We start from the raw sequence: 26,026 nt of genomic DNA, 5'->3' as shown, positions 1-26,026 counted from the left end.
GGTGCGTCGTCGGTGGGTGCCGCGTCGGTGGACCCGAAGCCGAACCCGCACGCCACGGCCGAGCAGGTGAAGGCGGCCTACGACGACCCGAAGCTCGCGAACGTGCTCTACCACGACTGGGAAGCCGGCACGTACGACGAGAAGTGGTCGATCTCGTACGACGAGCGCTGCATCACCTACGCGACGGACCGCTTCCGCGCGGTGGCCGGCGGCGTCGGCCCGTACGGGCACGCGCTGGAACTGGGCTGCGGCACGGGTTTCTTCCTGCTCAACCTGATGCAGGGCGGCGTGATCGAGCGGGGCTCGGTCACCGACCTGTCGCCCGGCATGGTCGAGGTGGCGCTGCGCAACGCGGAGAACCTGGGCCTGCCGGTGGACGGCCGGGTCGCCGACGCCGAGCGGATCCCGTACGACGACAACACGTTCGACCTGGTCATCGGGCACGCCGTGCTGCACCACATCCCGGACGTGGCGGCGGCGATGCGCGAGGTGCAGCGGGTGCTCAAGCCCGGCGGGCGGTTCGTGTTCGCGGGCGACCCGACCGACATCGGCAACTTCTACGCCCGCAAGCTCGGCCAGTTGACGTGGTGGCTGACCACCAACGTGACGAAGCTGGCGCCGTTGACCGGCTGGCGACGGCCGCAGGAGGAGCTGGACGAGTCGTCCCGCGCCGCCGCGCTGGAAGCCGTGGTGGACCTGCACACCTTCGACCCGGCCGACCTGGAGCGCACCGCGCGGGGCGCGGGGGCGACCGAGGTCCGGGCGGTCACCGAGGAGCTGTCGGCGGCCCTGTTCGGGTGGCCGGTGCGGACGTTCGAGGCGGCCGTGCCGCGCGACAAGCTCGGGTTCGGCTGGGCGATGTTCGCCTACCGGACCTGGCAGCGGCTGTCCTGGGTGGACGAGAACGTGCTCGCCAAGGTCCTGCCGCGCGAGGTGTTCTACAACGTCTCCGTGACGGGCCGCAAGCCGGTCGCCTGAGTGGGCTACGCGTTCAGCCTCGACGACGTGGCGTACCTGCGGTCGGCCGCGGGGTGCGCCGCGCTGTCGGCGTTGGCCGACCTCCCGCTCACCCCGGCGTCCCGGCTGACCGACGTCCGGCGGGCCCGCCAGGTCGCGCCGGAGCGCTTCGCGGCCGTGTTGGAAACCCTGCTGCTGCGCCGGAAAGCCCCGTCCAAGGTGGACTTCACGGACGGGCTGTACACCGACGACGCGCTCCAGCAGGCGACCCCGCGCGCGGTCGCGGAGCACCGGGCGCGGCGGTTCGCCGGGCGGGTCGTGCACGACGTGACGTGCTCGGTGGGCGCGGACCTGGCCGCGCTGCCGGCCGGCTCGATCGGCTCGGACCTGGACCCGGTGCGGCTGGCGATGGCCCGGCACAACCTGGGCGGGCGGGTGCCGCTGCTGCGGGCCGACGCGCTGCGGCCGACCTCCCGCGACGTCCCGGTGGTCGCCGACCCGGCCCGCCGGGACTCGGCCGGCCGGCGGACCTGGCGGCCGGCCGACTTCGCGCCGCCGCTGGACCGGCTCGCCGCCGCCTACGCCGGCCGCGACCTGGCCGTGAAGTGCGCGCCCGGCGCGGACTTCGCGGTCGCGCCGTGGGCCGACGAGGTGGAGCTGGTCTCGCTGGACGGCCAGGTCCGCGAGGCGTGCCTGTGGACCCGGGGCCTGGCCACGCCGGGCGTCACCCGGCGGGCCAGCGTGCTGTCGTCGGCCGGCCCGTCGTGGACGATCACCGACGCGGAGCCCGACGACTGCCCGGTCACCCCGCCCGGGGCGTGGCTGGTCGACCCGGACGGCGCGGTGGTGCGCGCCGGCCTGGTGCGGCACTACGCCGCCCGGCACGGCCTGGCGCAGCTGGACGAGCACATCGCCTACCTGACCGGTCCCACCCCGCCGCCGGGCGTGCGCGCGTTCCGGGTGGTGGAGCACGGCCACTACAACGAGAAGTCGCTGCGCGGCGTCCTGCGCGCGCACGACGTCGGCCGGCTGGAGATCCTGGTGCGCGGGCTCGACGTCGACCCGAACGCGCTGCGGCGCAGGCTCAAGCCCGCCGGCGGGGCGGAGGCGACGGTCGTGCTGACCCGGATCGGCCGGACCCCGACCTACCTACTGGCGCACGCCGAGCGCACGTAGCCGGTCCAGGACGAACCCGCGCAGCCCGTCGAGGTCCGCGTCCACGGCGACGTCGATCCCGGGCCGGTCGGCGTGCTCCAGCCGTTCGTCGACCAGCAGCCCGCCCCGGCCCGGCCCGAACGCGCACTCGACGTCGACCGGGAAGCGCCTGGTCGCCAGGATCCCCGGCCGCACCGCCTCGGCGACCGCGACCGCGTCGTGCAGCGCCATCCCGTCCCAGCCCAGGAACTTCCGGTAGGTGGCCAGGTAGTCCGGCGTCAGGCCGACCAGCTTCGCGCCGACCTCGGAGGCCGCGCCCAGCTCCGCCAGCCACGCCGCGCTGACCGCGCACCGCCGGGTGAGGTCCATCGGCACCAGCGTGACCGGCACCTCCGCGCCGACCAGCACCCGGCGGGCCGCCTCCGGGTCGCACCACAGGTTGAACTCGGCGGCGGCGGTGACGTTCCCGCCCCGGATCCCGCCGCCCATCACGACCAGCCGCGCGATCTTGGCGCGCAGGCCGGGGTGCGCGGCGAGCAGCAGCGCGATGTTGGTCAACGGCCCGATGGGCGCGATCGTCACCGGCCGGTCGGCCGCGGTGAGCAGGTCCTTGAGCAGGGTCACCGCGTCGCGCGGGTCGGGGCCGCGGGTGGGCTCGGGCAGGGTGTCGGCGAAACCGGACAGGCCGTCCGAGCCGTGCGCCTTCGAGACGTGCGGCTGGGGGTGCACCAGCGGCCGCGCCGCGCCCGCCGCGACCGGCACGTCCTCCCGGTCCAGCAGCGCCAGCACGCGCAGCGCGTTGCGGGTGGTGAGCTCCGGCGACACGTTGCCGAACACCGTGGTCACGCCGATCAGGTCGACCTCGGGACTGGCCGCGGCGAGGGCGAGCGCGAACGCGTCGTCCACGCCGGGATCGGTGTCGATGATGAGAGGGGTCGTCACGTGCCCCCATCCTGCCCTAGCCGCGGGCTTCCCCGCGTCCCGTGGGGTCGATCACGGGTGCGGGCCGCGAGGTTCGGCGATGATCGGGGGGTGCTTGAGGTGATCGGCGAGGACGAGTGGGCGCGGTGGCGGGCGTTGCGGTTGGCGGCGTTGCTCGACGCGCCGGCGGCGTTCACGTCCACCCACGCGGAGTGGGTCGGCGCGCCCGAGGCGCGGTGGCGGCGGCGGGTGGCCGCGACGCACAACCTGGTGGCCGTGCTCGACGGCGCGGACGTCGGGATGGTCAGCGCCGCCGACGGCGACGAGGTCGACCTGCTCTCGCTGTGGGTGGCGCCCGCCGCGCGGGGCCGGGGCGTCGGCGACGCGCTGGTGGACGGGGTCGTGCGGTGGGCCGGTACGCGGGCCGTGCGGCTGGAGGTCGCGGCCGGGAACGCCCGCGCGCGGGCCCTCTACCTGCGGCACGGGTTCGTCGCGAGGGGTGCGCGGGCGCTGGTTAGAGTGCCCGCGTGACGAGCATGTGGGGTGCGCCCGTGTGGACCAGGTGGGGCAGTGCGCGGCGTGATCCGGCGCAGGCCAGGTTCCTCACCCTGGCGTCCCTCAAGTGGGTGCTGCGCCACCGCGCGTACACGCCGTGGTACCTGGTCCGGTACTGGCGGCTGCTGCGGTTCCGGTTGGCCAACCCGCACGTCGTGCTGCGCGGCATGGTGTTCCTCGGCAAGAACGTCGACCTGCACTGCCGCCCCGGCTACGGCCGGCTGGAGATCGGGCGCTGGGTGCACATCGGCGACGGCAACGCCATCCGCTGCCACGAGGGTTCGCTGCGGATCGGCGACAAGGCCGTGTTCGGCAAGGACAACACGGTCAACTGCTACCTCGACGTCGAGATCGGCGCGGCCACGCTGGTCGCGGACTGGGTGTACATCTGCGACTTCGACCACGTGACGGCCGACATCGCGCTGCCGATCAAGGACCAGGGCATCGTGAAGTCGCCGGTGCGGATCGGCCCGGACTGCTGGCTCGGCACGAAGGTCACCGTCACCCGCGGCACCCGGATCGGGCGCGGGTGCGTGCTGGGCGCGCACGCCGTGGTGCGCGGCGACGTGCCGGACTACAAGATCGCGGTTGGCATCCCGGCGCGCGTGGTGAAGGACCGGCGCGAGGACTACGAGGCCGACGCCGTGCGCCGTGCGGCCGTGGCGGACATGGCGCGCAAGGCCGGGGAAGCGCTGGAGCGGTCGCGCAAGTCGGACTGACCTGGCGGTCACTCCAGCGGTTTCGAGGGGATGAACGCCTCGATGCCCGTCCAGCCCCACGGTTCGAGCAGCAGGCGTTCCCGTTCTCACGGACGCAGAGCAGGGTTGTTCGCCAACGGTGCCCCCGCACCCTCCGATCGTGGACCGGCCAGGCCGGAAGCGGTTGCTGCCAACAGTGTTGTCTCCGGGTTGTCTCCGGCTATTCCGCAAAAATGATCATTCCGCGGTTCTCGTCATACCGGCTGGAGTTCTTCGCCCGCTTTGGTGTCGTAAGCCTCCTGCGCGGTGCGGATGTCGTCGATGTGCTCCTCCGACCACACCCGGATCGCGTCCATCAAGCCCGCGACGTTCTGCCCCAGCGGGGTGAGGCTGTACTCCACGCGCGGTGGGACGCTCGGGTACACGGCCCGGTGCACGAGGCCGGCGCGTTCGAGGTCCCGCAACGTCTGGGTGAGCATCTTCTGCGTCACGCCGTCCAGTCGGCGGCGCAGTTCGCCGAACCTCATCGTGCCCGGCCGCAGCGCGCCCACGACCAGGCACACCCACTTGTTCGTCAACAGGTCCAGCACGGCCCGCGACGCGCAGTTGCGCAGGAAGGCGTCGGCTCCGCCATGAGCTCGCAGGTCGGGAACGGTATGCATGAGGTACCTAGATACCATCAAGGTGCCTTCTTCACAACAGGTACCACCCGCGGTGATCCTTTACCCCATGACGAACACGATGCGCGCCATCCGCCAGACCGCGCTGGGCGGCCCCGAGGTGCTGGAGCTGGTGGAGATCGAACGGCCCACCGCCGGACCCGGGAAGATGCTGGTCCAGGTGGTCGCGGCCGGCGTGAACCCGATCGACTGGAAGGTCCGCGAGCACGGCTACTGGTTCCGCCCGCCGCTGGTCCCCGGCTGGGACGTCTCCGGCGTCGTGGTCGACCCCGGCCCCGGCGAGAACCGGTTCCAGGCCGGTGACGAGGTGTTCGGGATGCCCTGCTTCCCCGAGGTCGGCGGTGGTTACGCCGAGTACGTCGCGGCACCCGCCCGGCACTTCGCCCGCAAGCCCGCGGCGCTGGACCACGTCGACGCGGCGGCCCTGCCGCTGGCCGTGCTCACCGGCTGGCAGGCGCTCACCGACGCGGCCCGCCTCCAGCCCGGTCAGCGGGTCCTGGTGCACGCCGCCGCGGGCGGGGTCGGCCACCTGACCGTGCAGCTCGCCAAGGCCCTCGGCGCGCACGTCACGGGCACCGCGAGCGCCGCCAAGCACGCCCTGCTGCGCGACCTCGGCGCGGACGACCTGGTCGACTACCGCACCGAGGACTTCACCGCCGTCGACCCGGTGGACGTCGTGGTCGACCTGATCGGCGGCGACTACGCGAGCCGGTCCCTGCGGGTCCTCAAGCCGGGCGGTGTCTACGTGGCCGTCGCGGTGCCCAACGACGTGGACACCGTCCGGGCCGAGGCGGAGCCGCTCGGGATCCGGGCCACGTCGGTGCTGGTCACCCCCGACCACACCGCGCTGGAGCGGGTCGCCGGGCTGGTGGCCGAGGGCCGGCTGCGGCCGGTGGTGGCCGAGACGTTCCCGCTCGCCGACGCCGCCAAGGCGCAGGAACTCGGCGAGACCAACCGCACCACCGGCAAGATCGTGCTGACCGTCTGACCGCGCCGACCGCCCAGCCGTCCGCGTGGCCGTCCGCGTGGCCGTCCGCGGGCGCGCCGCGCCGGGCGGTCACAGGAAGGCGTTGCCGGTGGCGATCTTGGGCCGGCCGAGCGGCCCGTGCTCCCGGGCGGCCGCCGCCCGGTAGACGCCGGCGGTGTCCGCGGCGATCCGGGCCCAGTCGAAATCGGTGCCCAGCCGGGCTTTCGCGGCCTTCGCCCGGCGCACGGCGGCGGGCCGGTCGGCCAGCACCGAGCGCACGGCCCGCGCCAGCCCGTCCACGTCACCCGGCGCGAACGACAGCCCGGTCACGCCGTCCAGCACGACCTCGCCCAACCCGCCCGCGGTGGACGCGACCAGCGGCGTCCCGGCGGCCGCCGCCTCCAGCGCCACGATCCCGAACGGCTCGTACCGGCTGGGCAGCACGACGGCGTCGGCCGCCGCCAGCACGGCCGCGAGCGTGCGGTCCGGCAGGTGCCCGACGAACCGCACCGACCGCAGCACCCGGTGCTTGCGGGCCTGCTCCACCAGCCAGTCGCGGTGCGTGCCGCCGCCCGCCACCACCACCCGGGTGCCCCGGTGCGCCCGGCGGATCCGGGGCAGCGCCGCGATCAGGTCCTGGACGCCCTTCTCCCACTCCAGCCGCCCGAAGAACAGCAGCAGCGGGCCGTCGGCGGCGAACTCTTCGCGCGCCGCCGCCACCCCGGCCGGCCGCACCCGCCACCGCCGGGGCTCGATCCCGTTGTGCAGCACGGTGATCCCGGCCGGGTCGACCTCGAACAGGTGGGCCACCTCGGTCCGCATCGCCGCGGAGCAGGTGATCAGCGAGTCGGCCCGGTTGGCCAGCCACCACTCCACCGAGTGCACCTGCTGGTTGAGCGTCTGGGACAGCCACCCGCTGTGCCGGCCGGCCTCGGTGGCGTGCACGGTGGCCACCAGCGGCACGCCGGCGGCCTCGGCGAGGGCTATCGCGGCGTGGGTGACCAGCCAGTCGTGCGCGTGCACGACCTCCGGCCGCCACCCGCGCAGCAGCGCCAGGCCCGCGCGGGTCATCGCGTGGCCCATGGCCAGCGTCCACGCCACCAGGTCGCGCTCGAACACCAGGTGCGCCGGGTCCTCGGCGACCCGGACCAGCCGGACGCCCTCCACCGGCGAGTCCGACGTCGGGTGCGTGACGGCGTCGGACCCGGTGGGCTGACGGCACAGCACGACGACGTCGTGCCCCTGCCGGGCCAGTTCGGTCGCCACGGCGTGCACGTGCCGACCCAGCCCGCCCACTACGACCGGCGGGTACTCCCACGACAACATCAGCACGCGCATGTCGCATCCTCGCATTCCGCGGATACCCTCGAAGTCATCGAGGGGGGAGTTGCCATGCAGCCTTGGGCGTACGGGGTGTTGTTCTGCGCGTTACTGCTGGCCGCCGGTTTCGTGGTGGACCGCCGGGCGCGCGCCAAGCGGGCCGGTCTGGAGCGACCGGCGGACCGGGTGGGCCGGTCGAAGGCGGGTCCGGTCACGCAGGCCCGGATCGACCACCCCGGCTCCGCCGGGACCACCGAACGGCTGGAAGGGCGGGTGGGCGACCCCGGCGGGTCCTGAGCCGGGCGCATCAGCCGAGCCCGCGCGCGTCGAGGTGGCCGAACGGCCCGTCCAGGGCCCGGAGTTCGGCCGCCCGCGCGCGCCCACGACCGCGCCCGCCACCGGGGCGCAGCAGCGCGGCGAGTTCGGCGAACCGGTCCGCGTGCACCTTCGCGCGGTAGCGGGCGTAGTCGGCGGCCGAGTCCTTGGTGACCATGAAGGCCCAGTCGCTGGACAGCGCCAGCAGCGCCTCCCGCACGGCCTGGTCGGCGACCGGGTCGCGGGTGCGGCCGGCGAGGTCGAGCGCGAGCAGTTCGCGCTGGACGCCCGCGTTGAGGTCCACGACGTCGGCGACCTGCGGCCCGTTCCAGACGTGCCAGTCCTTGCCCGCGCCCCACGACGACGGCGGGATCTCCACGGGCGCGCCGACGTGGCCCGCCTCCACCGCGCCGCGCAGCGTCGTCACCCGCACGCCGGCCTCGGGCAGCGCCCGCAGCACGGCCTCCAGCCACGCCGGGCCCTCGTGCCACCAGTGCCCGTACAGCTCGGTGTCGTACGCGGCGACGACCAGCGACGGCTTCCCGTGCCGCTCGCGCAGCGACCGCAGCCGCCGCACCACGACGTCCACGAAGTCCGCCGCGTCCCGCCGCACCACGACGGCGGCGTCCTGCGGCGAGTACGGGGCCTTGTCCCCGGGCTCGACCCGCACGCCGGTCACCCGGGACGGCTTGAGCCCGCTGGGGTGGTCGTAGGTGTGGAAGTCGCGGTAGGCCGGGTCGCCGGGGTAGCCGACCTTCGGCGACCACACCCGGTAGGACACCTCCAGGTCGCGTCCGAAGCACAGCACGTCCGAGGACCCCACCGGACGCGCGGCGGCCGTGTCGCCGTGCAGCGACGGCCCGTCGACCAGGAACCGCCGCACGCCCGCCGCCGCGTACCCCTCCTCCATGCCCGGCGCGTACGCGCACTCGGGGGCCCAGATGCCCTCGGGCGCGGACCCGAGCCGCAGCCGGGTGTCGGCCAGCCCGGTGCGCAGCGAGAACGCCCGCAGCCCCGGGTCGAGCAGCGGCTGGAACGGGTGCGCCGCCGGTCCGCCCAGCAGCTCCACCGTCCGACTGTCCACAAGGGACTTCAGGATGGGGGAGAAACCGTGCCGCCACCGGGTTTCGAACTTCTCCAGCGCCCACCGCGACGCCCGGTGCTCGCGCGCCGAGAGCTCCGGCAGCCGGGGTGCCGCGCTGTGCGCGCGCAACTGCCAGTCGCCCAGCCAGTCGTGCACGCCGCGCAGGCAGTACGGGTCGTCGAGCTGCGCGGCCAGCACCGGCGTGACGCCGAGGGTCAGCACGTCCTCGCGGCCTTCGCCGGCGAACCGCTCCAGCAGGTCCACGACCGGCAGGTACGAGTGCGCCCACGCCTGGTAGAGCCACTCCTCGCCGACCGGCCAGGCCCCGTGGTGCGCCAGCCACGGCAGGTGGCTGTGCAGCACCAGGCAGAAGGTCCCCTCGGTCATGGCCGGACCGCCACCGCGACCAGGTCGAGGCTCGCGTCCAGGTCGTCGGTGGTGATCTCGAAGTCCGCGCTGCGCACGCCTTCGACGGCGGCCAGCAGGTCGGCCGGCCACGGGTTGTCGTCCACGACCACGGCCACCTGGGCGTCGATGATCGAGCCGCCGAACCGGGCGTCCAGCGCGCGCAGCGCCGGCCCGTGCCGCAGCCCGGCCAGCAGTTCCACCACCAGCCCCGCGCCGGTCAGCAGGTCGGCCAGCTCGCCGGCGGCGAGTTCCCTGGTGTGGAACGGGTTCAGGGGCGTGTCGCGGCCGGCGGAGAAGGTGATCCGGTTCGGCGTGGTGACGATCAGCCGGCCGCCGGGGCGCAGCACCCGCGTGCACTCGGCCAGGAAGCCCTCCTGGTCCCACAGGTGTTCGATCACCTGGAGGTTGGCCACCACGTCGACGCTCTCGGCGGCCAGCGGCAGCGCTGCCAGGTTCCCGCGCACCACGGCGAGTTCGGGGTACGCGCGGGCGGCGTGCGCGGCGGTCTGGAGGTCGTAGTCCAGCGCGACGACGCGGGCCGCGTGCCGGGCGATCAGGGCGGCTCCGTAGCCCTCGCCGCAGCCCGCCTCCAGCACCACCGCGCCGGTGCAGTGCCGGACGAGGTCGAGGTACGCGGCCTCGTGGCGGCGGAACCAGTAGTTCTCGGCGGGGATCCCGGGCACGGTGCGCTCGCCGGTGAGGGGCAGCGGCTCGACGGTCACCCGGCCAGCGTAGTCGCTCGTTACTCGCCGGTAGCAAGGACCTGGCCAACCGGGTGTCACTGTTTCGTGTGAACATCTCGGTTTCGATTACCGGATGTCCTCGGGCGGGCGATTGTTCGCGGGTTCGACCGTGACCTGGAAATGACACAATCGGGTGACCTGAAGTTGTGTCGTGTTGATCTTTCATTCCATCGTTTGCCCTGCAAGACGGCGTGCCGGCCAGGGCTCTGCGAAGCCCGTCGTGGCACGTTAGTGCTGGTTGATCACTCTTCCGGTCGGTATCCTCGGTCAATCTTCAAACGAGTGGGGCGGCCATGGGTGCGAAAGAGCCGGAGATTGTTCCGCTGCACGCGGGTTTCGACGTCGTCTACCGCGGATTCCACCGCCGACAGGTGATCGAGCACATCGAGAACCTGGAGGAACAGCTCCGGTACACCAGCGTGGACCGGGCCGAGGCGCTCGCCCAGGCGGCCGACCTGCGCAAGCTGCTGGAGATGACCCGCGGGGACCTGGAGGGGGCGCGGGCGCGGGTCGAGCGGCTGGAGATGTCGCCCGCCACGACCGCCGGCGCGACCGAGCGGCTGCACCGGATGCTGCTGCTGGCGGAGGAGGAATCCGCCGAGCTGCGGCTGCGCGCCGAGCGCGACGTCGACTCGCTGCGCAAGCGCACCGAGGTCGAGCTGTCGGAGCTGCGCCGGGAGGCCGAGGCGGAGATCGCCGCGCTGCGCGCCGACGCCGACCAGCACGCCCGCGAGCTGAGCGCGGCCGCCGCCCGCCGGGCCGCCGAGCTCGACCAGCGCGAGGTCGACCTGGAGCGCCGGCGCGCGGACACCGAGACCCACCTGGCCAACCGCACCAGCCAGGTCGAGGCCGACTGCGCCGCCGCCATGGCGCAGGCGCAGGACGACGCGGACCGGCTGCTGCGCGAGACCGCCGAGCAGTGCAACCGCCTGGAGACCGAGTCCGAGGAGCGGCGCACCAAGGCGCACAACTACTTCGAGCTGACCATGACCCACCGGCGCGACGAGGCCGCGCAGCACTTCGCCGAGCAGGAGGAGCTGGCCAAGGCGCGCGCCGCGTTCGTGGTGAAGTTGGCCTGCCGCGAGGCCCAGCGGCGGATCGCCGAGATCCACCAGAACGCCGACGAGCTGCGCGAGCTGCGCCGGGCCGTGGTGGGCCAGTTCGCCGCCGCGCGGGCCGCGCTGGCCGCCGCCGCGGAGCGCGTGCCGAACCTGATCCCCGAGCAGCAGACCGCGACCGAGCCGGTCGCCGACGGGCAGCGGGTGGGGGCTTGATGCGGCGCGGGCTGCCGATCCTCCCGCTGCTGGTGGGGTTGGTCCTGGTGCCCGCCGGGATCACCGCGTTCGGGTTCTCGGTCTACGGCGAGCAGCTCACCGACGCGCTGCCGTTCTCGTCCGCGCCCGGCCACGTCGTGTCGCACCCGACCCGCCCGCCGCTGCCGGTGCGTCCCACGGTCGCGCCGGCGGAGTCGCCGGTCGCGCCGCCGCTGCCGGCGTCGCCTGAGCTGACCCGGCAGAACGTGGCGAGCCTGTTCTCCAGCAACGGGGTCAAGGGCATCACGTTCGCACCCGGCGGCACGGACTTCGTCGGGCGCGGCGAAGCGGTCCAGCAGGGCGTGGGCAACCTGCTCGGCGTGACGACCGGCGCGGTCGTGACGCTGGTCGCGCACGCGTGGAACGGCGAGACCGCGAGCCACCGGTGCGACGTGCTGGCCATGCAGCGGGCGCAGCTCGTGCGCGCGTTCCTGGTCGCGCGAGGGGTCCCGGAAGAGGCAATCAGCACGCGGGTCGTGGTCGACCCGGTCTGGGGTCCGCCGTCCGACGGCGGTCCGCAGGTCGACGTGCTCGTCGGGTAGGAGCGTTATGTCAGGCGCGATCGCCTTCGTCTTCGGGTTGTGCGCACTGTCGTTCGCGGCGGGTTGCGCGCTGACCGCGTACATGTTCAGACGTGCTCCCGTACCGGAGCCGGCCCCCGCGCCGGCACCGGTGCGGGAGGAGCCGAAGCTCGACCTGCACTGGCCGCCGGACGACTACGCGACCAAGCCCATCCACCGCAACCCGGTGATGGGCCTGCCGATCTCCGCGCCGCCCGCCGAGCCGACCCGGCCGGCCCTCACCCTGGTGCCGGCGCTGGCCTCGGTGGTCGAGGACCCGCTCACCGAACCCGACGACGTCGAGCCGGTGGTGGACGAGCCGGCAGCAGTCGAACTCGACGCGATCGAACTCGACGTGGTCGAGCCGGTGCCCGTGGCACGGGTGGTCGAGCCGGAGGCCGTGGTGGAGCTTGAAGTCGTGGAGGAAAGCGCGCCGGAACCGGCCGTGCCGGAATTGCCCGCGCAGGCGACCTCCGCCGAATCCCCGGTGCGGCCCGAACCGCCGACGCACGCCGCCGCCGAACCACCGGCGCTCCCGGCGCAACCCGCCTCGCCGGAGGCGAAGCCCGGACTGTGGTCGGTGCCCGATCCCGCGCTCGACCGGCCGGCGCACCCGGCCGACCCGAACGAGTTCCGCCGCCGCTACCTGCGCACGTTCGAAGCGGCGCGGCGGCGGACCCGCTGAGCGTTCACCGGCCCGGACCGCAGGCCCTGGATCCCCTGCTCGGCCGGGCCGGTCGGCTGGACTAGCGCTTGCGCAGCCGGCGCAGGAACTGCTGGAGCTTGGCCTTGTTGCGCGGGTCCCGGGCGGCGTGCTTGAGCTGCTCGGTGGCCCGACGCCCCTGGGGACTGCGGGCCAGCGCGGAAAGCTTGCTGAACAGCGAAGGCATGTCGTCTCCTTTCCCCGTCATGGTTCCCTGACGGGTGAACGGGCAAACCCCGCCCGGAGTTCCTAAACCGGCGAAACGGTCACGCCGACCGCGCCCGGACCGACGTGCGCGCCGATCGCCGAGCTGACCGTGGTCACCAGGAAGCGGCGCACCGTGGGCAGCTTGGCGCGCAACTGCTCCAGCACCGACTGCGCCCGTTCCGGCGCGGAGAAGTGCTCCACGGCGATGTCGACCTCGCCGCCGCCCGCCCGGCCGACCGCGATGTCGATCATCCGGCGCAGCGCGCGTTCCGCGCCGAGCACCTTGTCCAGCGGCGCGATCCGGCCGTCGGTCATGGTGAGCAGCGGCTTCACCGACAGCGCCGAGCCGAGCAGGGCCGCCGCCGCGCCGATCCGGCCGCCGCGCCGCAGGTACTCCAGGGTGTCGACGTAGAAGAGTTCGGTGCTGCGCCGGAAGCTCTGCTGCGCGGCGGCCACGACGCGGCGCACGTCGCCGCCCGCCGCGGCCGCCGTCGCGGCGGCCACCACCGCGTAGCCGAGGCTCATCCCGCACGTCCGGGTGTCGACCACGTGCACCGGGACCCGCGCCTGGTCGGCCGCCTGCCGGGCCGCTTCGGCGGTGCGCGACAGGTCGGTGGACACGTGCAGCGACACGACCGCCTCGGCCCCGGCCGTCGCCGCGTCGGCGTAGGTCCAGAAGAAGGCGCCCGGGTCGGGCGGCGAGGTGGCGACGTCCTCCTGGTCGCGCAGGGCGTCCACGAGCCTGGGCAGCGGCACTCGGGCCTCGTCGTCCACCTGGTCCCCGATGCGGAGCTGGATCTGCGCCACGGTGATGCCGAGCTTCTCGGCCAACTGGGGCGGCAGGCACGCGGTGGAGTCGGTGACGATCGCTACTCGACGGTGCATGTCCACCGACCCTAGCCGAGCGGCGCCGGCCCGCGACGCCGCCGAGGGCAGGCACGATATCGTTCGTCCGGCCTCATACCGCCTTGTGGGGATCGTCACGCGGCAGCGGTGCCTGCCGGTGTGCGCACCCCTGCTACTCGCGGGTAACATCGGGGTGGCAGACACCACCATGCCAATGCGGCGATGACATGGCAGGGTCACGAAACACACTGAGCACACCCGGCGGATCGGTCGTGGCTTACCGGCTCGCCCGAGACATCGCCGCCCGTCCGCAGGAGGTCGAAGAGGACCCATGAATATTGTCGTCCTGGTCAAGCAGGTGCCCGACACCTGGTCCGAGCGCAAGCTCACCGACGCCGACCACACCCTCGACCGCGAATCCGCGGACGCCGTGCTCGACGAGATCAACGAGCGCGCGGTGGAAGAAGCGCTGCTGCTCCAGGAGGCGCACGGCGGCGAGGTGACGGTGGTCGCGATGGGTCCCGGCCGCGCCACCGACGCGATCCGCAAAGCGCTCTCCATGGGAGCCGACAAGGCGGTCCACGTCTCCGACGAGTCGCTGCACGGCTCCGACGTGCTGACCACCGCGAAGGTCCTGGCCAAGGCGATCGGCACGGTCGAGGGCTTCGACCTGGTCATCGCCGGCAACGAGGCCACCGACGGCCGCGCGGGCGCGATCCCGGCCATCCTGGCCGAGCTGCTCGGCCTGCCGCAGGTCACCCAGGTGCGCAAGCTGTCCGTCGAGGGCGGCGTGATCAAGGCCGAGCGGGAGACCGACGAGGGCCTGGCCTTCATCGAGGCGAACCTGCCCGCCGTGGTCAGCGTGACCGAGAAGATCAACGAGCCGCGCTACCCGTCCTTCAAGGGCATCATGGCGGCCAAGAAGAAGCCCGTGTCCACGCTCACCGTGGCGGACCTCGGGCTGGACGCGGGCGAGGTCGGTCTCGGCGCCGCGTGGTCGCAGGTGCTGGAGGCGGCTCCCAAGCCGCCGCGCAGCGCCGGTCAGCGCGTCGAGGACTCGGGTGACGGCGGTTCGAAGATCGCCGAGTACCTGGTCGGCCAGAAGCTCATCTGAAGGCGAGGGAACGCATGTCTGAGGTCCTGGTCCTCGTCGACCACGTCGACGGCGAGGTCAAGAAGGTCACCCATGAGCTTCTATCCGCCGCGCGCCGTCTCGGCGAGCCGGCCGCGGTGGTGGTCGGATCGCCCGGCACCGCGGGCAAGGTGAAGGAGTCGCTGGCCCGCTACGGCGCGGCCAAGGTGTACGCGGTGGAGTCCGACGACGCGGTCAACCACCTCGTCACGCCCAAGGTGGACGCCCTGGCGACCATCGCGGGCACCGCTTCCCCGGCCGCCGTGCTGGTCTCGGCGACCGTCGAGGGCCAGGAGGTGGCCGGCCGGCTCGCCGCGCGGCTGGGCTCCGGCCTGATCTACGACCTGGTGGACGTGGACGGCGACGGCGTCGGCACCCAGTCCGTCTTCGGCGGCGCGTTCGTGGTCAAGTCCAAGGTGACCACCGGCGTGCCGGTCATCACCGTGCGCCCCGGCGGCGTCGAGGCCGAGGAGGCCCCCGGTGACGCCGTGGAGCAGTCGGTCGAGCTGCCCGCCGCCGACCCGGCCAAGGTGACCCGGGTGACCGGCCGCGAGCCGATCGTCGGCGGCGACCGCCCGGAGCTGACCGAGGCGTCGGTCGTGGTCTCCGGTGGCCGCGGCGTCGGTTCGGCGGAGAGCTTCGCCGTGGTCGAGAAGCTGGCCGACAGCCTGGGCGCGGCCGTGGGCGCGTCCCGCGCCGCGGTGGACTCCGGCTACTACCCGCACCAGTTCCAGGTCGGCCAGACCGGCAAGACGGTCTCGCCGCAGCTCTACATCGCGCTGGGCATCTCCGGCGCGATCCAGCACCGCGCGGGCATGCAGACGTCCAAGACGATCATCGCCGTGAACAAGGACGCGGAAGCCCCGATCTTCGAGATCGCGGACTTCGGCGTGGTGGGCGACCTGTTCACCGTCGCCCCGCAGCTGACCGGCGAGGTCGACAAGCGCAAGGGCTGAGCACCGCTGGAAAAGCCGAGGGCCGTACCCGCGTTTTCGCAGGTACGGCCCTCTTGCCGACTCGGCGCACCAGGGTTTAACCGTCCTGCCACTGATGCGTCATCGGAACAACCTGCTGGAATACGCCGTCCGGTCGGTACACCAGTGCCATGACGCAGCCTCAACTGCTTGTCAGCACCGGGAACGACGCCGCCGCCGACGCGCCGCGGTACTCCCTGCTCGTCGCCCGCGACAGCGCCGAGGTGGTGGCCGCGCAGCGATTGCGCCACCAGGTCTTCGCCGGGGAGATGGGCGCGACCCTGCACTCGCCCGTCGCCGACCACGACGTGGACCCGTTCGACGAGTTCTGCGACCACCTGGTGGTGCGCGACGACCGCACCGGCGAGATCGTCGGCACCTACCGGATGCTGCCGCCCGAGCGGGCCGCCGAAGCGGGCCGGCTCTACTCGGACACCGAGTTCGACCTGTCGCGGCTCGCGGCGCTGCGGCCGGGCGTCGTGGAGACCGGCCGGTCCTGCGTCCACCCGGACCACCGCACCGGGGCCGTGGTGTCCCTGGTGTGGGCCGGGATCGCCCGCTACATGCTGCTGTCGGGCCACTCGTGGCTGGTCGGCTGCGCCTCCGTGCCCCTGAACGACGGCGGCTCGTACGCGGCCGGCGTGTGGGACCAGGTGCACGCCAAGCACTACGCGCCCGAGCAGTACCGGGTGACGCCGCTGAACCCGTGGGACGTCGACGCCGTGCCACGCCCCGCGAAGGCCGTCCTGCCGCCGCTGCTGAAGGGCTACCTGCGGCTGGGCGCGTGGGTGTGCGGCCGGCCCGCGCTGGACGAGGACTTCGGCGTGGCCGACCTGTTCGTGCTGCTCGGGATGGAGCACGTCGACCAGCGGTACCTCAAGTTCTTCCTGGGCGAGACATCATGACCGCCCCGCACGCGTGGATGCCGTACTCGCCGTGCGGTGACGGGTGCGTGGACCACGCCACCCCGTCGGTGGGCGCCTTCCGGCTGGCGTGGCGGGTCGTCACCGCGCTGACCGTCCTGTCGTGCGGGGTGTTCGTGGGGCTCGCGGCACTGGTGTGCCAGGGCCGGACGCGCGAAGCGGTGCTGCGCCGCTGGTTCCGGGCGCTGGTGCGGGCGTTCGGCGCGCGGCTGGACGTCACCGGCGGCCCGGTCTTCCAGGCCACGCCCGGCCGTGGCGTGCTGGTCGTGTCCAACCACGTGTCGTGGCTGGACGAACTGGCGATCGACGCGGTGCAGCCGATCCGCCTGGTGGCCAAGCGGGAGATCCGGGACTGGCCGGTGCTGGGCCGGCTGATCACCGCCGCCCGGACCGTCTACCTGGACCGCGAGCGGCTCTCGCTGCTGCCCGGGACGGTGGCCGAGCTGGCCGCCGCGCTGCGCGACGGCGCGGCGGTGGGCATCCACGCCGAGGGCACCACGTGGTGCGGCCTGGCCTCCGGCCGCTACCGCCCGGCGCTGTTCCAGTCCGCCCTGGACGCCGGCGTGCCGGTCCGGCCGGTGGTCCTGCGCTACCTGGTCGACGGCGAGCCCACGAGCCGGGCGGCGTTCGTCGGCTCGGACACCCTCGTCGGCTCCCTGCTGCGCGTGCTGCGCCTGCGCGGCCTGGTGGTCGAGGTGCACGTGCTCGACGAGATCGCCCCCGGCCGCGCCGCCGACCGCCGAGACCTGGCCGGCCTGGTGCAGTGGGAGTCCGAACGAGCGCTGTACGGAGACGTCCTGGTCCCGATCCAGCGCGTCCACCGAAGCCGCAAACCGGTCGAGCAGCGGACCACCGCACGCCGCTGAACCCGGGCGGAACCCCGGCGGGGGCGCGGTCGCCTACGCGCCCCCGCCGTGCCCCGCCCGCGCCCTCCGCGTCACTTCGGCTTGACCTCCACCGGGGTCGAGGTTGAAACATGGGGCGCGTGAGCACCACCGACGCGGGACACGAGTCCGGTACGACGAACAAGGGCCGGCTCTGGACTCCCGAGCGGAGGGGACCCACGGCGGGGATCGTGCTGCTCGTCACGCTGCTCGCGTTCGAGAACATGGGCGTCGGCACGGCCATGCCGCGGATGGTGGCGGAGCTGGGCGGCGACGACCTGTACGCGTGGCCGTTCCTGGCCTTCCTCGCCGCCAGCGTCATCGCCACCGTCCTGTCCGGACGGCTCAGCGACCTGCGCGGGCCTCGGCCGAGCCTGCTGATCGGGCCCGCGCTGTTCCTGGTCGGCCTGGTCGTCGCCGGACTGGCGCAGGACATGACGGTACTGCTGCTCGGCCGGGTGCTCCAGGGGCTCGGCGGCGGCGCGCAGATCGTGGCCGCCTACGTGCTGATCGGGCTGGTCTACCCGGAGCGCGACCGGCCCGCCGTGTTCGGCCTGGTGGCCAGCGCCTGGGTGGTGCCGTCGCTGGTGGGGCCGGCGGTGTCCGGGTGGCTCACCGAGGCGCTGTCCTGGCGGTGGGTGTTCCTCGGGCTGGCCCCGTTCGTGCTGCTCGGCGTGCTGCTGCTGGTCCCGGTGCTGGGCAAGCTGCCCGCGCACCGGCCCGACGAGACCCGCCGGCGCGGTCTGCCGTGGGCCGCGCTGGGCGCGGGGCTGGGCGTGGTGGGGCTGAGCTGGGCCGCGCAGCACCCGACCGGGATCAACCTGGTGATCGGGCTGGCGGGGCTGGCCGTGCTCGTCCCGGCGCTGCGGGTCCTGCTGCCCAAGGGCACGCTGCGGGCCCGCCGCGGCCTGCCGATGACGATCCTGGCCCGCGGCCTGCTGGCCGGCTCGTTCTTCGCGGTCGAGGCGTTCATCCCGCTCACCCTCACCTCGGTGCACGGCTACTCGGCCATCGCCGCCGGCATCCCGCTGACGCTGAGCGCGCTGGGCTGGACGACCGGCGCGTGGTGGCAGTCGCGCAAGCCCGACGTCCCGCGCGCCACCATGGTCCGCTGGGGGTTCGTGCTCAACGCCGTCGGCGTGGCCGGCGTGACGCTCATCGCACCTTCGTGGGGCCCCGCGTTCCTCACCCCGGTGCTGTGGACGGTCGCCGGCGCGGGCATGGGGCTGGCGATGTCGAGCCTGAGCGTGCTCACCCTGGCCGCGTCCAGCGACGTGGACCGCGGTTTCAACTCGGCGGCGCTGCAGATCAGCGACATGCTGGGTTCGGCGCTGATGGTCGGGCTCGGCGGGGTGCTGGTCGCCCGGTTCGCCTCCACCGCCGCGCCCACCGCCGCCGTCGTGCCCTTCGACCTGCTGATGGCCGGCGTCTCGGTCCTTGGTGCCGTGCTCACCACGAGGCTGGGCCGGGCTACCCTGGAGGACTGATGGCCTACTTCGACCACGCCGCCACGACCCCCATGCTCCCCGAGGCGATCGAGGCGATGACCAGGGCGTTGTCCACCACGGGCAACGCCTCGTCGCTGCACACCTCCGGGCGGCGGGCGCGGCGTGCGGTCGAGGAGGCCCGCGAGGACATCGCGGACGCCCTGGGCACCCGCCCGTCCGAGGTCATCTTCACCAGCGGCGGCACGGAGAGCGACAACCTCGCGGTCAAGGGCGTCTACTGGGCCCGCCGCACGGACCGCCGGCGCCGGGTCGTCGCGTCCAGCGTCGAGCACCACGCCGTGCTGGACACCGTGCAGTGGCTGGCCGAGCACGAGGGCGCGTCGGTCACCTGGCTGGAGCCCGACGAGCTGGGCCGGATCCGGCCCGAGGCGCTGGCCGAGGTGCTCGACGACGACGTGGCCCTGGTCACCGCGATGTGGGCGAACAACGAGGTCGGCACGGTCAACCCGGTGGTGGAGCTGGCCGCGCTGGCCGCCGCGCGCGGCATCCCGTTCCACACCGACGCGGTGCAGGCGGTCGGCGCGGTGCCGGTGGACTTCACCGCGTCCGGCGCGAGCGCGCTGACCGTGTCCGGGCACAAGGTCGGCGGTCCGTACGGCGTGGGCGTGCTGCTGCTGGGCCGCGACGTGCCGACGACCCCGCTGCTGCACGGCGGCGGCCAGGAGCGCGACGTGCGCTCCGGGACGCTGGACGTGCCCGCGATCGTCGCCCTGGCCGCCGCCGTGCGCCACGCGGTGACCGAGCAGGTCGCGCGCGCCGGCGAGCTGGCCGCGCTGCGCGACGACCTCCTCGCGCAGGTGCGCCGCGCGGTGCCGGACGTGCTGCTCAACGGCGACCCGGTGGACCGGCTGCCCGGCAACGCCCACCTGACCTTCCCCGGCTGCGAGGGCGACAGCCTGCTGATGCTGTTGGACGCCAAGGGGATCGAGTGCTCGACGGGCTCGGCGTGCACGGCCGGCGTCGCGCAGCCCAGCCACGTGCTGCTGGCGATGGGCGTGGACCCGGTGCTGGCGCGCGGCTCGCTGCGGTTCTCGCTGGGGCACACCTCGACCACCGGCGAGGTGCGGGAGCTGGCCGAGGCGATCGGACCGGTGGTGGACCGGGCCCGCACGGCGGGCATCGCGGGGATGAAGCGACTCAAGGCGGAGGTGTGAGCGGGATGCGGGTGCTGGCGGCGATGAGCGGCGGGGTGGACTCCGCCGTGGCCGCGGCGCGGGCGGTGGCGGCTGGTCACGACGTGACCGGCGTGCACCTGGCGCTGTCGGCGAAGCCTGGCACGCTGCGCACCGGCGCGCGCGGCTGCTGCACGGTCGAGGACGCGCGTGACGCGCGGCGCGCCGCGGACGTGCTGGGCATCCCGTTCTACGTCTGGGACTTCGCCGAGCGGTTCACCGAGGACGTGGTGGAGGACTTCGTCGCGGAGTACGCGGCCGGCCGCACGCCCAACCCGTGCCTGCGGTGCAACGAGCGGATCAAGTTCGAGGCCCTGCTGGACAAGGCGATCGGCCTCGGGTTCGACGCGGTGTGCACCGGCCACTACGCCCGGCTGTCCACCGTGGACGGCCGGCCGGAGCTGCGGCGCAGCGCCGACGACGGCAAGGACCAGTCCTACGTGCTGGCCTCGCTGACCGGCGAGCAGCTGGCGCACGCGATGTTCCCGCTGGGCGGCTCGACCAAGACCGAGGTGCGCGCGGAGGCGGCCGAGCGCGGCCTGCAGGTGGCCGAGAAGCCGGACAGCCACGACATCTGCTTCATCCCGGACGGCGACACCCGCGGCTTCCTGACCCGGCGGCTGGGCGAGCAGCCCGGCCTGCTGGTGGACGACGAGACCGGCGCGGTGCTCGGCCGGCACGCCGGCGTGCACGAGTTCACCGTGGGCCAGCGCAAGGGCCTGGGCATCGACGCGCCCGCGCCGGACGGCCGGCCCCGGTACGTGCTGTCGCTGGAGCCGGTCTCCGGCACGGTCCGGGTCGGGGCGGCGGAGAAGCTCGCGGTGACCGAGATCGTCGCGCGGACCCCGGTCACCCGGATCGAGTTCGCCGGCCCGGTGGAGTGCGTCGCCCAGGTGCGGGCGCACGGCGGCCTCGCCCCGGCGGTGGCCGAGCTGGTCGACGGCGAGCTCCACGTGCACCTGCGCGAGCCGTTGAGCGGCGTCGCGCCGGGCCAGGCGGTCGCGGTGTACCGGCCGGACGCGGCGGGCGACCTGGTGCTGGCCAGCGCCACCATCAGCACCACGGGCTGACGGCGCCGCACCACCACCGGCCCTACAGGCTGACGGCGTCGACCACCGCCGCGGCCACGACCAGCGCCCCGTAGCCCGCGGCGGCCGTCCCGACCACGCGCGTGAGGCGTGCTTCGTCCCCCGTGGTGAAGGCGAGCAGCCACGCCAGCAGCGGCAGCAGCAGGACGCCGTGCATCGCCACGCCGTGCGACAGCTTCCACGAGCCGCCGCGCTCGGCGATCATCAGCCCGCCGAACGCCAGCGCCACGGCCAGGCTCGCCGCGCCTGCCCGAACCGCCAATCGCATGCTCGGCGCGAGGTGCACGGCTCGGAACGCGGCGACCACGAGCGCCACCACCGACACGATGATCATGACCCCGCCGGCGGTGAGGCAGCGGGTGACCACCGTGTCGAGCGCGGTGGCCTCGTTGAAGTGCGACGGCACCCCGCGCCACGCCTGCACGCCGATCAACGTCACCTCCAGCACCGAGGCGACCGTGAACAGCCCGATCCAGAACGCCTTCAGCCGAGACGTACCCAGCCGAGACGTACCCAGCCGAGACGTACCCAGCCGCAGGAACCCGCCCACCCAGGCGTAGGTGGCCAGGGTGAGCCCGAACGACAGCCCGAACGTCACCGGCTTGCGCCACGACACCGGCCCCTCCCACGGCCCGCCGGCGACGAAGAACACCACCAGGTGGAACAGCCCGGACAGGAACAGCACCGCGGCGACCCGGTACGCGACACGCGTGGTCATGTCACCGAATGGTGCTCACCCGCGCGTCGAACCACGTCCCGTGGGAAGCGGCACCCCGACGTACGCCCCAGTGCGTACTCAGGGCGTCCAGTCGGTGTTCGCGCCGCACAGCACCACGCACACGGTGCCCGGGATCCGCCCGTGCAGCCAGGCGGCGAACGGCACTGCCGCCGCCGGTTCCACGGCCAGCCGGAACTCCTCCCACAGCCGGTCCCGCGCCGAGAGCAGCTCGTCGTCGCTGACCAGCACCGACGACGCCCCGGCGGCCTGGAGGATGCCGAACGGCACGGTGCCCGCCCGGCTCGCGCCCAGCGCGGAGGAGGCCACCGAGTCCACCACCGAGTCGACCGGTTCACCGGCGGCGAGGGCGTCGTGCATCGCGCGGCAGTTCTCCGGCTCCACGGCGGCCACGTGCAGCCCGGACAGGGCCGCTCCGGCGGCCAGCCCGCCACCGCCCACGGCCACCGCCACGACGTCGACGTCCGGCGCGTCCTCGACCACCTCGGCCGCGACCGTCCCCTGCCCGGCGATGACGGCCAGGTCGTTGTACGCCTCCACGTAGAACCCGGACGCCTCCCGCGCCGCCTCCACGGCCTGCGCGTAGGTCGCCCCGGCCCGGATCAGCTTCGCGCCCGCCGCCTCGATCCGGCGGACCTTGCCCTCGGGCGCGCTCACCGGCACGTACACCGTGGCCTGGGTGCCGAGCAGCCGGGCCGCGGTGGCCACGCCCAGGCCGTGGTTGCCGCCGGACGCGGTCACCACCCGGTCCGGCACGTCGGCGGTGAGCAGCGTGTTCACCGCGCCGCGCAGCTTGAAGGAGCCGGAGAGCTGGAGGTGTTCGAGCTTGAGCACGAGCGGGCGGCCGTCGACCTCGACCCGCCACAGGGGTGTGCGGCGGACGTGCGGGCGGATGCGGTCGGCGGCGGCGACGACGTCGGCGGAGGTCATGCCGTCAAGGATGCGCCTACCCGGCGATCCCCCTGTACACCCACATGACGAGCGTCACCGCGCCGACCACGAAGCACAGCAGCACCACGATCAGGCCGAGCAGCACCAGGATGTTCGTGGTCCACGACGAGTCCCGGTCGTCGGCCACCGCCAGCTCGGCCCGCAGCTGCTCGGACACCGCGCCCCGCAACGCGGTCAGCCGGATCCGGGCGGTTTCCGTGGTGGCCTCGCCGGTGGCCCAGTTCAGCGACGCCAGGCGGGCCTCGGGCGTGCGGTAGGCGCGTTCGAACGCGGCGATCTCGGCCTCGTCGCGGCGGTCGGCGAGGTAGCTCCAGCGGCCGGCCTGCGCGGTGTCGCCCAGCACCCGGTACACCTCGGCGAGCCGGTCGCGCAGGTCCAGCCGGTGCGGGTAGCTGGTGACCAGCCCGACGAGCCGTTGCCGGGCACGCAGGACGCTGGCCAGATCGCCACGCTCGACCTCTTCGGCGGCCTTGCGAAGCGTCAGCTCGACAGGCATGAGCCACATCGTCCCAGTGAGCGCAACCGTAGGATCCTCGGGTGATCGGGGTGTCGTTGGCGGCTTTCGGCCTGGCCTGGTGGCTGGGTCTGTACTTGGTGGCGAGGGATCCGCGCAAGCCCGTGCTGCGGCGGGCTTCCGCAGGTCTGGTGGCCTACGCGGCGGCTCTGGCGCTGCCGGTGCCGCCCGTGGTGCTGGCGGTTCCGGCGGTGGCGTGGACAGGGGCGATCGTCTGCCGGCTGCCGGAGCGCTACGACCGGTGGTGGCGGTGGAGCGCGGTCCCGCTGCTGGTCGCGGCGTGGTTCCTGCCGTTGGTCGTGTTGCCGCCCTTGGGTTTCGCGCTGTTGCTGTACGTGCGGCGGACCCGGACGCTGCTGGGCGCGGCGACCCTGATGTTCCTGCTCGGGTCGGCGCTCGTCTTCACCGGGTTCACCCCATCGGTGTGGCTGATTGCCTCGATCGGAGTAGACCTGCTGCTGTTCGGCGTCCTGGTGGCGCTGCGCGACGCGTTCGACGAGGGCGAGGCGATCCGGGCCGACATGGTGCGCTCGCTGCTCGGCTCGGCGGGGCTGGCGGCCGTGTTCGGCGGGCAGGTGGCGTTGTTCCTGGACGACCGGCTCACGCCGCTGCTCTACGGGACGGTCGCGGCGGCGATCGCCCTCCAGGTGCTGGCCAACCCGCTGGCGGCGGTCGTGGACCGGGTGGCGGTGCCGACCGTGGCGGCGGAACGGGCCGAGCTGCGCGAGGCCGTCGAGGCGCTGCCGAAGCTCGACCAGCGGACGGCGCTGGACGAGCTGGACCTGGTGAAGTCGACCCGGCGGGCGCTCAGCGGCTACGGCGACCTCGGCAGGCTGGTCGCCAACCCGCTCACCCGGCTGCCGGTGATCGACGCCCGGCTGGCCGCGCGCGGCGCGCCGGACCAACCGCTGGAACGCGCCGCCGAGTTGAAGTCGCTGCTGCTGGAGAGCATTCTCCGGCTGAAACCGCGGGACGGCGAATTCGGCACCAGCGACGAGTGGCGGCACTACAACGCGCTGTACTTCTACTACGTGGTGGGAATTCGGCCGTATTCCCGCCGGACGAAACGCGAGGACCTCGACCCGAACGCGCGCAAAGCGCTGGCCTGGTTCGTCAACCAGGTCCCCGAGCGCACATTGCACAACTGGCAGAACGCCGGGGCCAAGCTGGTCGCCGCCGACCTGTCCGCGCGCGTGCCGGACTGAGCACACCCCGGACTGAGCACACTCCGGACTGGGCAAGCCCGGACCGGCCACACCCCGGCCTGGGCACGCCCCGGACTGGACAAACCCACGTCGACCTGCCGGAACTGGCAGTGGTTGGCAGTGTTCGACGTCGAGCCGGCAGTGCCCGCGACCCTAGCTTCAGAGCCATGACGACAACTCAGGTCCGCAACGACGGTTTCCTCCGCTTCGCCCTCAAGCTCGACGGTGTCGCCTCCGGCGGGATGGGCGTGCTGGCCCTCCTGGTGGACGTTCCGCTCGGCCTGCCCCGGGCGTTGGTGATCGGCCTCGGCGTATTCCTGGTGGTGTACGGCGTGGGCGTTTTCGGGCTCGGCGTGAAGCCGATCCGCCCGCTGGTCGGCGTGGTCGTGGTGGGCAATTTCGTGTGGGTGCTGGACAGTTTCCTGACCGCTTTCGCGGGCTGGTTCCCGGTCACCACCCTGGGCGCGGTGGTGATCGTGGCGCAGGCGGTGGCCGTGCTCGGGTTCATCGTCCTGCAGGTGATCGGCCTGCGCCGCTCCGCCTAGTCCCGGGAGCGCAGGGTCCGGCTCCGGCCGCGGAACTCCGCCACCACCTCGTCGCCCCGGCGCACGGTGATGTCGTAGATCCCGCTGCGCCCGAACCGGGCCCGCTCCACGGCGGTGGCGACCAGCTCGTCACCCACCCCGCACGGCACCAGGAAGTCGATCTCCGCCTGCGCCGCGACCGTCACCGACCCGGGGCGGTTGCAGGCGCAGGCGAACGCCGTGTCGGCGAGCAGGAACACATACCCGCCGTGCGCGATCCCGTGCCCGTTGATCATCCGCTCGGTTACCGTCATCGCGAGCGTCGCGGAACCGTCGGAGAGCGCGAGCGGTCTGATCCCGAGCGCGGTCGACGCGGGGTCGTTGGCGAGCATCTGCGCGGGTCCGTCCATGGTTGCACTGTAAGGCCGCACAGGAGGTCGGGTGTTCGGGGCGAAGCGGCGCGAGGAAGAGCTGGAAGACCGGGTGGCCGGCCTCGAACGCCAGGTCGCCGCACTGTCGGCGCAAGTCGAGGCGGTCCGGCCGCTGCTGTCGGACGTGGCGCGGGTGGCGGCGCTGACCACGGCAGCCCAGAGCGCCGTGACGGCCCTGGAACGCCGTGCCCAGCCGCTGGGCCTCGACCGGCCGCGCACGGACGGGAGCCTGAACACCGTCTACCGGGCGGACGTGCTCGGCTTCGTCGCGGTGTACGTCGACGCTGGTCTCACGGCGAACGTGCAGCTGCTGGTCGGCCGGGAGAACCCACCGACGGAATGCGTGGGGGTCTTGGACACCGGTGGTGAACGCAACTGCTACGCGGCCACGATCGTCCGCCCCGGCGAGCACTGGCTGGCCAAGTCGACCCGCAAGGAACCCGACCCGGCGTTCAAGGTCCACTTCACCCCACTGTTCTGACGCTCCCCGCCACTCGGGGGCGGTCCAGCCGCGGGCAACCGGCACCGCGTCCGGTCGTCGGGCAGGGGTTC

30 protein-coding genes are annotated in these 26,026 nt (G+C 73.6%); 19 read left to right on the top strand and 11 right to left on the bottom strand.

Features of this window, described 5'->3' with window-relative positions; translation table 11 throughout:
* The first annotated feature begins 12 nt into the window (after positions 1 to 12).
* Both BN6_RS35105 and BN6_RS35100 read left to right on the top strand, forming a co-directional pair.
* Complete coding sequence (locus tag BN6_RS35105) at positions 13 to 978, top strand: class I SAM-dependent methyltransferase (RefSeq protein WP_015104611.1); 966 nt, start codon at positions 13 to 15, stop codon at positions 976 to 978.
* Complete coding sequence (locus BN6_RS35100) at positions 979 to 2,133, top strand: THUMP-like domain-containing protein (protein WP_015104610.1); 1,155 nt, start codon at positions 979 to 981, stop codon at positions 2,131 to 2,133.
* On the opposite strand, the gene BN6_RS35095 is transcribed toward BN6_RS35100, so the two are convergent.
* Positions 2,107 to 3,054, bottom strand: coding sequence for a nucleoside hydrolase (locus BN6_RS35095; protein WP_015104609.1), 948 nt, complete (start codon positions 3,052 to 3,054; stop codon positions 2,107 to 2,109). The two genes, BN6_RS35100 and BN6_RS35095, sit on opposite strands and share 27 nt — an antisense overlap.
* A gap of 90 nt (positions 3,055 to 3,144) precedes the next feature.
* Between BN6_RS35095 and BN6_RS35090 the strand changes: the two genes are divergently transcribed.
* Together BN6_RS35090 and BN6_RS35085 are read left to right on the top strand one after the other, a co-directional pair.
* Complete coding sequence (locus BN6_RS35090; RefSeq protein ID WP_041315204.1) at positions 3,145 to 3,564, top strand: GNAT family N-acetyltransferase; 420 nt, start codon at positions 3,145 to 3,147, stop codon at positions 3,562 to 3,564.
* Positions 3,561 to 4,307, top strand: a complete 747-nt coding sequence (locus BN6_RS35085) for an acyltransferase (RefSeq protein WP_041315201.1) — start codon at positions 3,561 to 3,563, stop codon at positions 4,305 to 4,307. Before BN6_RS35090 ends, BN6_RS35085 begins: the two co-directional genes overlap by 4 nt.
* Before the next feature lie 233 nt (positions 4,308 to 4,540).
* Here BN6_RS35085 and BN6_RS35080 read toward each other — a convergent pair whose 3' ends face one another.
* Positions 4,541 to 4,948 carry a winged helix-turn-helix transcriptional regulator gene (locus tag BN6_RS35080; protein WP_015104606.1) on the bottom strand — a complete coding sequence of 136 codons (408 nt, stop codon included), beginning with the start codon at positions 4,946 to 4,948 and terminating at the stop codon, positions 4,541 to 4,543.
* A gap of 67 nt (positions 4,949 to 5,015) precedes the next feature.
* On the opposite strand from BN6_RS35080, the gene BN6_RS35075 reads away from it, so the two are divergent.
* A complete protein-coding gene (locus BN6_RS35075) occupies positions 5,016 to 5,954 on the top strand; it encodes an NADP-dependent oxidoreductase (RefSeq protein WP_041315198.1) in 939 nt (312 codons plus the stop codon).
* Between the two features lie 69 nt (positions 5,955 to 6,023).
* Here BN6_RS35075 and BN6_RS35070 read toward each other — a convergent pair whose 3' ends face one another.
* Positions 6,024 to 7,271 carry a glycosyltransferase family 4 protein gene (locus tag BN6_RS35070; RefSeq protein ID WP_015104604.1) on the bottom strand — a complete coding sequence of 416 codons (1,248 nt, stop codon included), beginning with the start codon at positions 7,269 to 7,271 and terminating at the stop codon, positions 6,024 to 6,026.
* 54 nt (positions 7,272 to 7,325) lie between these two features.
* On the opposite strand from BN6_RS35070, the gene BN6_RS35065 reads away from it, so the two are divergent.
* The gene (locus BN6_RS35065) at positions 7,326 to 7,550 is read left to right on the top strand and encodes a hypothetical protein (protein ID WP_041315195.1); all 225 of its coding nucleotides are present in this window, start codon (positions 7,326 to 7,328) and stop codon (positions 7,548 to 7,550) included.
* A 10-nt stretch (positions 7,551 to 7,560) separates the two neighbouring features.
* On the opposite strand, the gene BN6_RS35060 is transcribed toward BN6_RS35065, so the two are convergent.
* Positions 7,561 to 9,039, bottom strand: coding sequence for a 1,4-alpha-glucan branching protein domain-containing protein (locus BN6_RS35060; protein WP_015104603.1), 1,479 nt, complete (start codon positions 9,037 to 9,039; stop codon positions 7,561 to 7,563).
* Positions 9,036 to 9,782 (bottom strand): class I SAM-dependent methyltransferase, encoded by a 747-nt coding sequence (locus BN6_RS35055; RefSeq protein WP_041315191.1) that lies wholly within the window; start codon positions 9,780 to 9,782, stop codon positions 9,036 to 9,038. Before BN6_RS35055 ends, BN6_RS35060 begins: the two co-directional genes overlap by 4 nt.
* A gap of 314 nt (positions 9,783 to 10,096) precedes the next feature.
* On the opposite strand from BN6_RS35055, the gene BN6_RS42710 reads away from it, so the two are divergent.
* The 3 genes from BN6_RS42710 to BN6_RS35040 are packed head-to-tail and all read left to right on the top strand — an operon-like array spanning position 10,097 to position 12,361.
* Positions 10,097 to 11,077 carry a coiled-coil domain-containing protein gene (locus BN6_RS42710; RefSeq protein ID WP_015104601.1) on the top strand — a complete coding sequence of 327 codons (981 nt, stop codon included), beginning with the start codon at positions 10,097 to 10,099 and terminating at the stop codon, positions 11,075 to 11,077.
* Positions 11,077 to 11,658: an OmpA family protein gene (locus BN6_RS35045; protein WP_015104600.1), complete on the top strand. Its 582-nt coding sequence runs from the start codon at positions 11,077 to 11,079 to the stop codon at positions 11,656 to 11,658. Before BN6_RS42710 ends, BN6_RS35045 begins: the two co-directional genes overlap by 1 nt.
* A gap of 7 nt (positions 11,659 to 11,665) precedes the next feature.
* Positions 11,666 to 12,361 carry a hypothetical protein gene (locus BN6_RS35040; protein WP_015104599.1) on the top strand — a complete coding sequence of 232 codons (696 nt, stop codon included), beginning with the start codon at positions 11,666 to 11,668 and terminating at the stop codon, positions 12,359 to 12,361.
* A 61-nt stretch (positions 12,362 to 12,422) separates the two neighbouring features.
* Here the strand turns inward: BN6_RS35040 and BN6_RS47540 are convergent, their stop codons facing one another.
* Together BN6_RS47540 and BN6_RS35035 are read right to left on the bottom strand one after the other, a co-directional pair.
* On the bottom strand, positions 12,423 to 12,566 hold the full coding sequence (locus BN6_RS47540) for a hypothetical protein (protein WP_173430502.1): 144 nt from the start codon (positions 12,564 to 12,566) through the stop codon (positions 12,423 to 12,425).
* Between the two features lie 62 nt (positions 12,567 to 12,628).
* On the bottom strand, positions 12,629 to 13,471 hold the full coding sequence (locus tag BN6_RS35035) for a DegV family protein (protein WP_015104598.1): 843 nt from the start codon (positions 13,469 to 13,471) through the stop codon (positions 12,629 to 12,631).
* A gap of 292 nt (positions 13,472 to 13,763) precedes the next feature.
* On the opposite strand from BN6_RS35035, the gene BN6_RS35030 reads away from it, so the two are divergent.
* The 7 genes from BN6_RS35030 to mnmA all read left to right on the top strand — a co-directional run bounded on the left by BN6_RS35030 (position 13,764) and on the right by mnmA (position 21,095).
* Positions 13,764 to 14,546, top strand: coding sequence for an electron transfer flavoprotein subunit beta/FixA family protein (locus BN6_RS35030; protein ID WP_015104597.1), 783 nt, complete (start codon positions 13,764 to 13,766; stop codon positions 14,544 to 14,546).
* A 14-nt stretch (positions 14,547 to 14,560) separates the two neighbouring features.
* Positions 14,561 to 15,520, top strand: a complete 960-nt coding sequence (locus tag BN6_RS35025; RefSeq protein ID WP_015104596.1) for an electron transfer flavoprotein subunit alpha/FixB family protein — start codon at positions 14,561 to 14,563, stop codon at positions 15,518 to 15,520.
* Between the two features lie 149 nt (positions 15,521 to 15,669).
* The gene (locus BN6_RS35020; protein ID WP_015104595.1) at positions 15,670 to 16,443 is read left to right on the top strand and encodes a GNAT family N-acetyltransferase; all 774 of its coding nucleotides are present in this window, start codon (positions 15,670 to 15,672) and stop codon (positions 16,441 to 16,443) included.
* A complete protein-coding gene (locus BN6_RS35015) occupies positions 16,440 to 17,327 on the top strand; it encodes a lysophospholipid acyltransferase family protein (protein ID WP_015104594.1) in 888 nt (295 codons plus the stop codon). The genes BN6_RS35020 and BN6_RS35015 overlap by 4 nt, the downstream gene beginning before the upstream one ends.
* 110 nt (positions 17,328 to 17,437) lie before the next feature.
* Complete coding sequence (locus tag BN6_RS35010; protein WP_015104593.1) at positions 17,438 to 18,832, top strand: MFS transporter; 1,395 nt, start codon at positions 17,438 to 17,440, stop codon at positions 18,830 to 18,832.
* Positions 18,832 to 20,007, top strand: a complete 1,176-nt coding sequence (locus tag BN6_RS35005) for a cysteine desulfurase family protein (protein WP_015104592.1) — start codon at positions 18,832 to 18,834, stop codon at positions 20,005 to 20,007. The genes BN6_RS35010 and BN6_RS35005 overlap by 1 nt, the downstream gene beginning before the upstream one ends.
* Before the next feature lie 5 nt (positions 20,008 to 20,012).
* Positions 20,013 to 21,095, top strand: a complete 1,083-nt coding sequence (mnmA, locus tag BN6_RS35000; RefSeq protein ID WP_015104591.1) for a tRNA 2-thiouridine(34) synthase MnmA — start codon at positions 20,013 to 20,015, stop codon at positions 21,093 to 21,095.
* A gap of 22 nt (positions 21,096 to 21,117) precedes the next feature.
* Here the strand turns inward: mnmA and BN6_RS34995 are convergent, their stop codons facing one another.
* The 3 genes from BN6_RS34995 to BN6_RS34985 all read right to left on the bottom strand — a co-directional run bounded on the left by BN6_RS34995 (position 21,118) and on the right by BN6_RS34985 (position 23,296).
* A complete protein-coding gene (locus BN6_RS34995; RefSeq protein WP_015104590.1) occupies positions 21,118 to 21,831 on the bottom strand; it encodes a hypothetical protein in 714 nt (237 codons plus the stop codon).
* Positions 21,832 to 21,909: 78 nt separating this feature from the next.
* On the bottom strand, positions 21,910 to 22,779 hold the full coding sequence (locus tag BN6_RS34990) for a serine/threonine dehydratase (RefSeq protein WP_015104589.1): 870 nt from the start codon (positions 22,777 to 22,779) through the stop codon (positions 21,910 to 21,912).
* Positions 22,780 to 22,795: 16 nt separating this feature from the next.
* The gene (locus BN6_RS34985) at positions 22,796 to 23,296 is read right to left on the bottom strand and encodes a DUF6584 family protein (RefSeq protein ID WP_015104588.1); all 501 of its coding nucleotides are present in this window, start codon (positions 23,294 to 23,296) and stop codon (positions 22,796 to 22,798) included.
* Positions 23,297 to 23,337: 41 nt separating this feature from the next.
* On the opposite strand from BN6_RS34985, the gene BN6_RS34980 reads away from it, so the two are divergent.
* Both BN6_RS34980 and BN6_RS34975 read left to right on the top strand, forming a co-directional pair.
* The gene (locus tag BN6_RS34980; RefSeq protein ID WP_041315186.1) at positions 23,338 to 24,519 is read left to right on the top strand and encodes a hypothetical protein; all 1,182 of its coding nucleotides are present in this window, start codon (positions 23,338 to 23,340) and stop codon (positions 24,517 to 24,519) included.
* Between the two features lie 167 nt (positions 24,520 to 24,686).
* Positions 24,687 to 25,064, top strand: a complete 378-nt coding sequence (locus tag BN6_RS34975; protein WP_041315183.1) for a hypothetical protein — start codon at positions 24,687 to 24,689, stop codon at positions 25,062 to 25,064.
* On the opposite strand, the gene paaI is transcribed toward BN6_RS34975, so the two are convergent.
* On the bottom strand, positions 25,061 to 25,453 hold the full coding sequence (gene paaI, locus BN6_RS34970) for a hydroxyphenylacetyl-CoA thioesterase PaaI (RefSeq protein WP_015104586.1): 393 nt from the start codon (positions 25,451 to 25,453) through the stop codon (positions 25,061 to 25,063). The genes BN6_RS34975 and paaI overlap by 4 nt on opposite strands.
* 31 nt (positions 25,454 to 25,484) lie before the next feature.
* Here paaI and BN6_RS34965 point away from each other — a divergent pair, with 31 nt between their 5' ends.
* Positions 25,485 to 25,955, top strand: a complete 471-nt coding sequence (locus BN6_RS34965; protein WP_015104585.1) for an ABC transporter C-terminal domain-containing protein — start codon at positions 25,485 to 25,487, stop codon at positions 25,953 to 25,955.
* The last annotated feature ends 71 nt before the right edge of the window (positions 25,956 to 26,026 follow it).

It is taken from the genome of Saccharothrix espanaensis DSM 44229 (assembly GCF_000328705.1).
Classification (GTDB): Bacteria; Actinomycetota; Actinomycetes; order Mycobacteriales; family Pseudonocardiaceae; genus Actinosynnema; species Actinosynnema espanaense.
The sequence above is the reverse complement of the archived record's forward strand: the minus strand, read 5'-3'. Positions and strand labels throughout refer to the sequence as shown.

Coding starts and splice junctions, on each gene's coding strand:
- BN6_RS35080 (WP_015104606.1), bottom strand. CDS start 4,948: ATGCATACCGTTCCCGACCTGCGAGCTCATGGCGGAGCCGACGCCTTC.
- BN6_RS34990 (WP_015104589.1), bottom strand. CDS start 22,779: ATGACCTCCGCCGACGTCGTCGCCGCCGCCGACCGCATCCGCCCGCAC.
- BN6_RS35020 (WP_015104595.1), top strand. CDS start 15,670: ATGACGCAGCCTCAACTGCTTGTCAGCACCGGGAACGACGCCGCCGCC.
- BN6_RS34975 (WP_041315183.1), top strand. CDS start 24,687: ATGACGACAACTCAGGTCCGCAACGACGGTTTCCTCCGCTTCGCCCTC.
- BN6_RS35045 (WP_015104600.1), top strand. CDS start 11,077: ATGCGGCGCGGGCTGCCGATCCTCCCGCTGCTGGTGGGGTTGGTCCTG.
- BN6_RS35005 (WP_015104592.1), top strand. CDS start 18,832: ATGGCCTACTTCGACCACGCCGCCACGACCCCCATGCTCCCCGAGGCG.
- BN6_RS35010 (WP_015104593.1), top strand. CDS start 17,438: ATGGGGCGCGTGAGCACCACCGACGCGGGACACGAGTCCGGTACGACG.
- BN6_RS35040 (WP_015104599.1), top strand. CDS start 11,666: ATGTCAGGCGCGATCGCCTTCGTCTTCGGGTTGTGCGCACTGTCGTTC.
- BN6_RS35015 (WP_015104594.1), top strand. CDS start 16,440: ATGACCGCCCCGCACGCGTGGATGCCGTACTCGCCGTGCGGTGACGGG.
- BN6_RS35075 (WP_041315198.1), top strand. CDS start 5,016: ATGACGAACACGATGCGCGCCATCCGCCAGACCGCGCTGGGCGGCCCC.
- mnmA (WP_015104591.1), top strand. CDS start 20,013: ATGCGGGTGCTGGCGGCGATGAGCGGCGGGGTGGACTCCGCCGTGGCC.
- BN6_RS35070 (WP_015104604.1), bottom strand. CDS start 7,271: ATGCGCGTGCTGATGTTGTCGTGGGAGTACCCGCCGGTCGTAGTGGGC.
- BN6_RS35025 (WP_015104596.1), top strand. CDS start 14,561: ATGTCTGAGGTCCTGGTCCTCGTCGACCACGTCGACGGCGAGGTCAAG.
- paaI (WP_015104586.1), bottom strand. CDS start 25,453: ATGGACGGACCCGCGCAGATGCTCGCCAACGACCCCGCGTCGACCGCG.
- BN6_RS35035 (WP_015104598.1), bottom strand. CDS start 13,471: ATGCACCGTCGAGTAGCGATCGTCACCGACTCCACCGCGTGCCTGCCG.
- BN6_RS42710 (WP_015104601.1), top strand. CDS start 10,097: ATGGGTGCGAAAGAGCCGGAGATTGTTCCGCTGCACGCGGGTTTCGAC.
- BN6_RS35030 (WP_015104597.1), top strand. CDS start 13,764: ATGAATATTGTCGTCCTGGTCAAGCAGGTGCCCGACACCTGGTCCGAG.
- BN6_RS35060 (WP_015104603.1), bottom strand. CDS start 9,039: ATGACCGAGGGGACCTTCTGCCTGGTGCTGCACAGCCACCTGCCGTGG.
- BN6_RS35065 (WP_041315195.1), top strand. CDS start 7,326: ATGCAGCCTTGGGCGTACGGGGTGTTGTTCTGCGCGTTACTGCTGGCC.
- BN6_RS34985 (WP_015104588.1), bottom strand. CDS start 23,296: ATGCCTGTCGAGCTGACGCTTCGCAAGGCCGCCGAAGAGGTCGAGCGT.
- BN6_RS34995 (WP_015104590.1), bottom strand. CDS start 21,831: ATGACCACGCGTGTCGCGTACCGGGTCGCCGCGGTGCTGTTCCTGTCC.
- BN6_RS47540 (WP_173430502.1), bottom strand. CDS start 12,566: ATGCCTTCGCTGTTCAGCAAGCTTTCCGCGCTGGCCCGCAGTCCCCAG.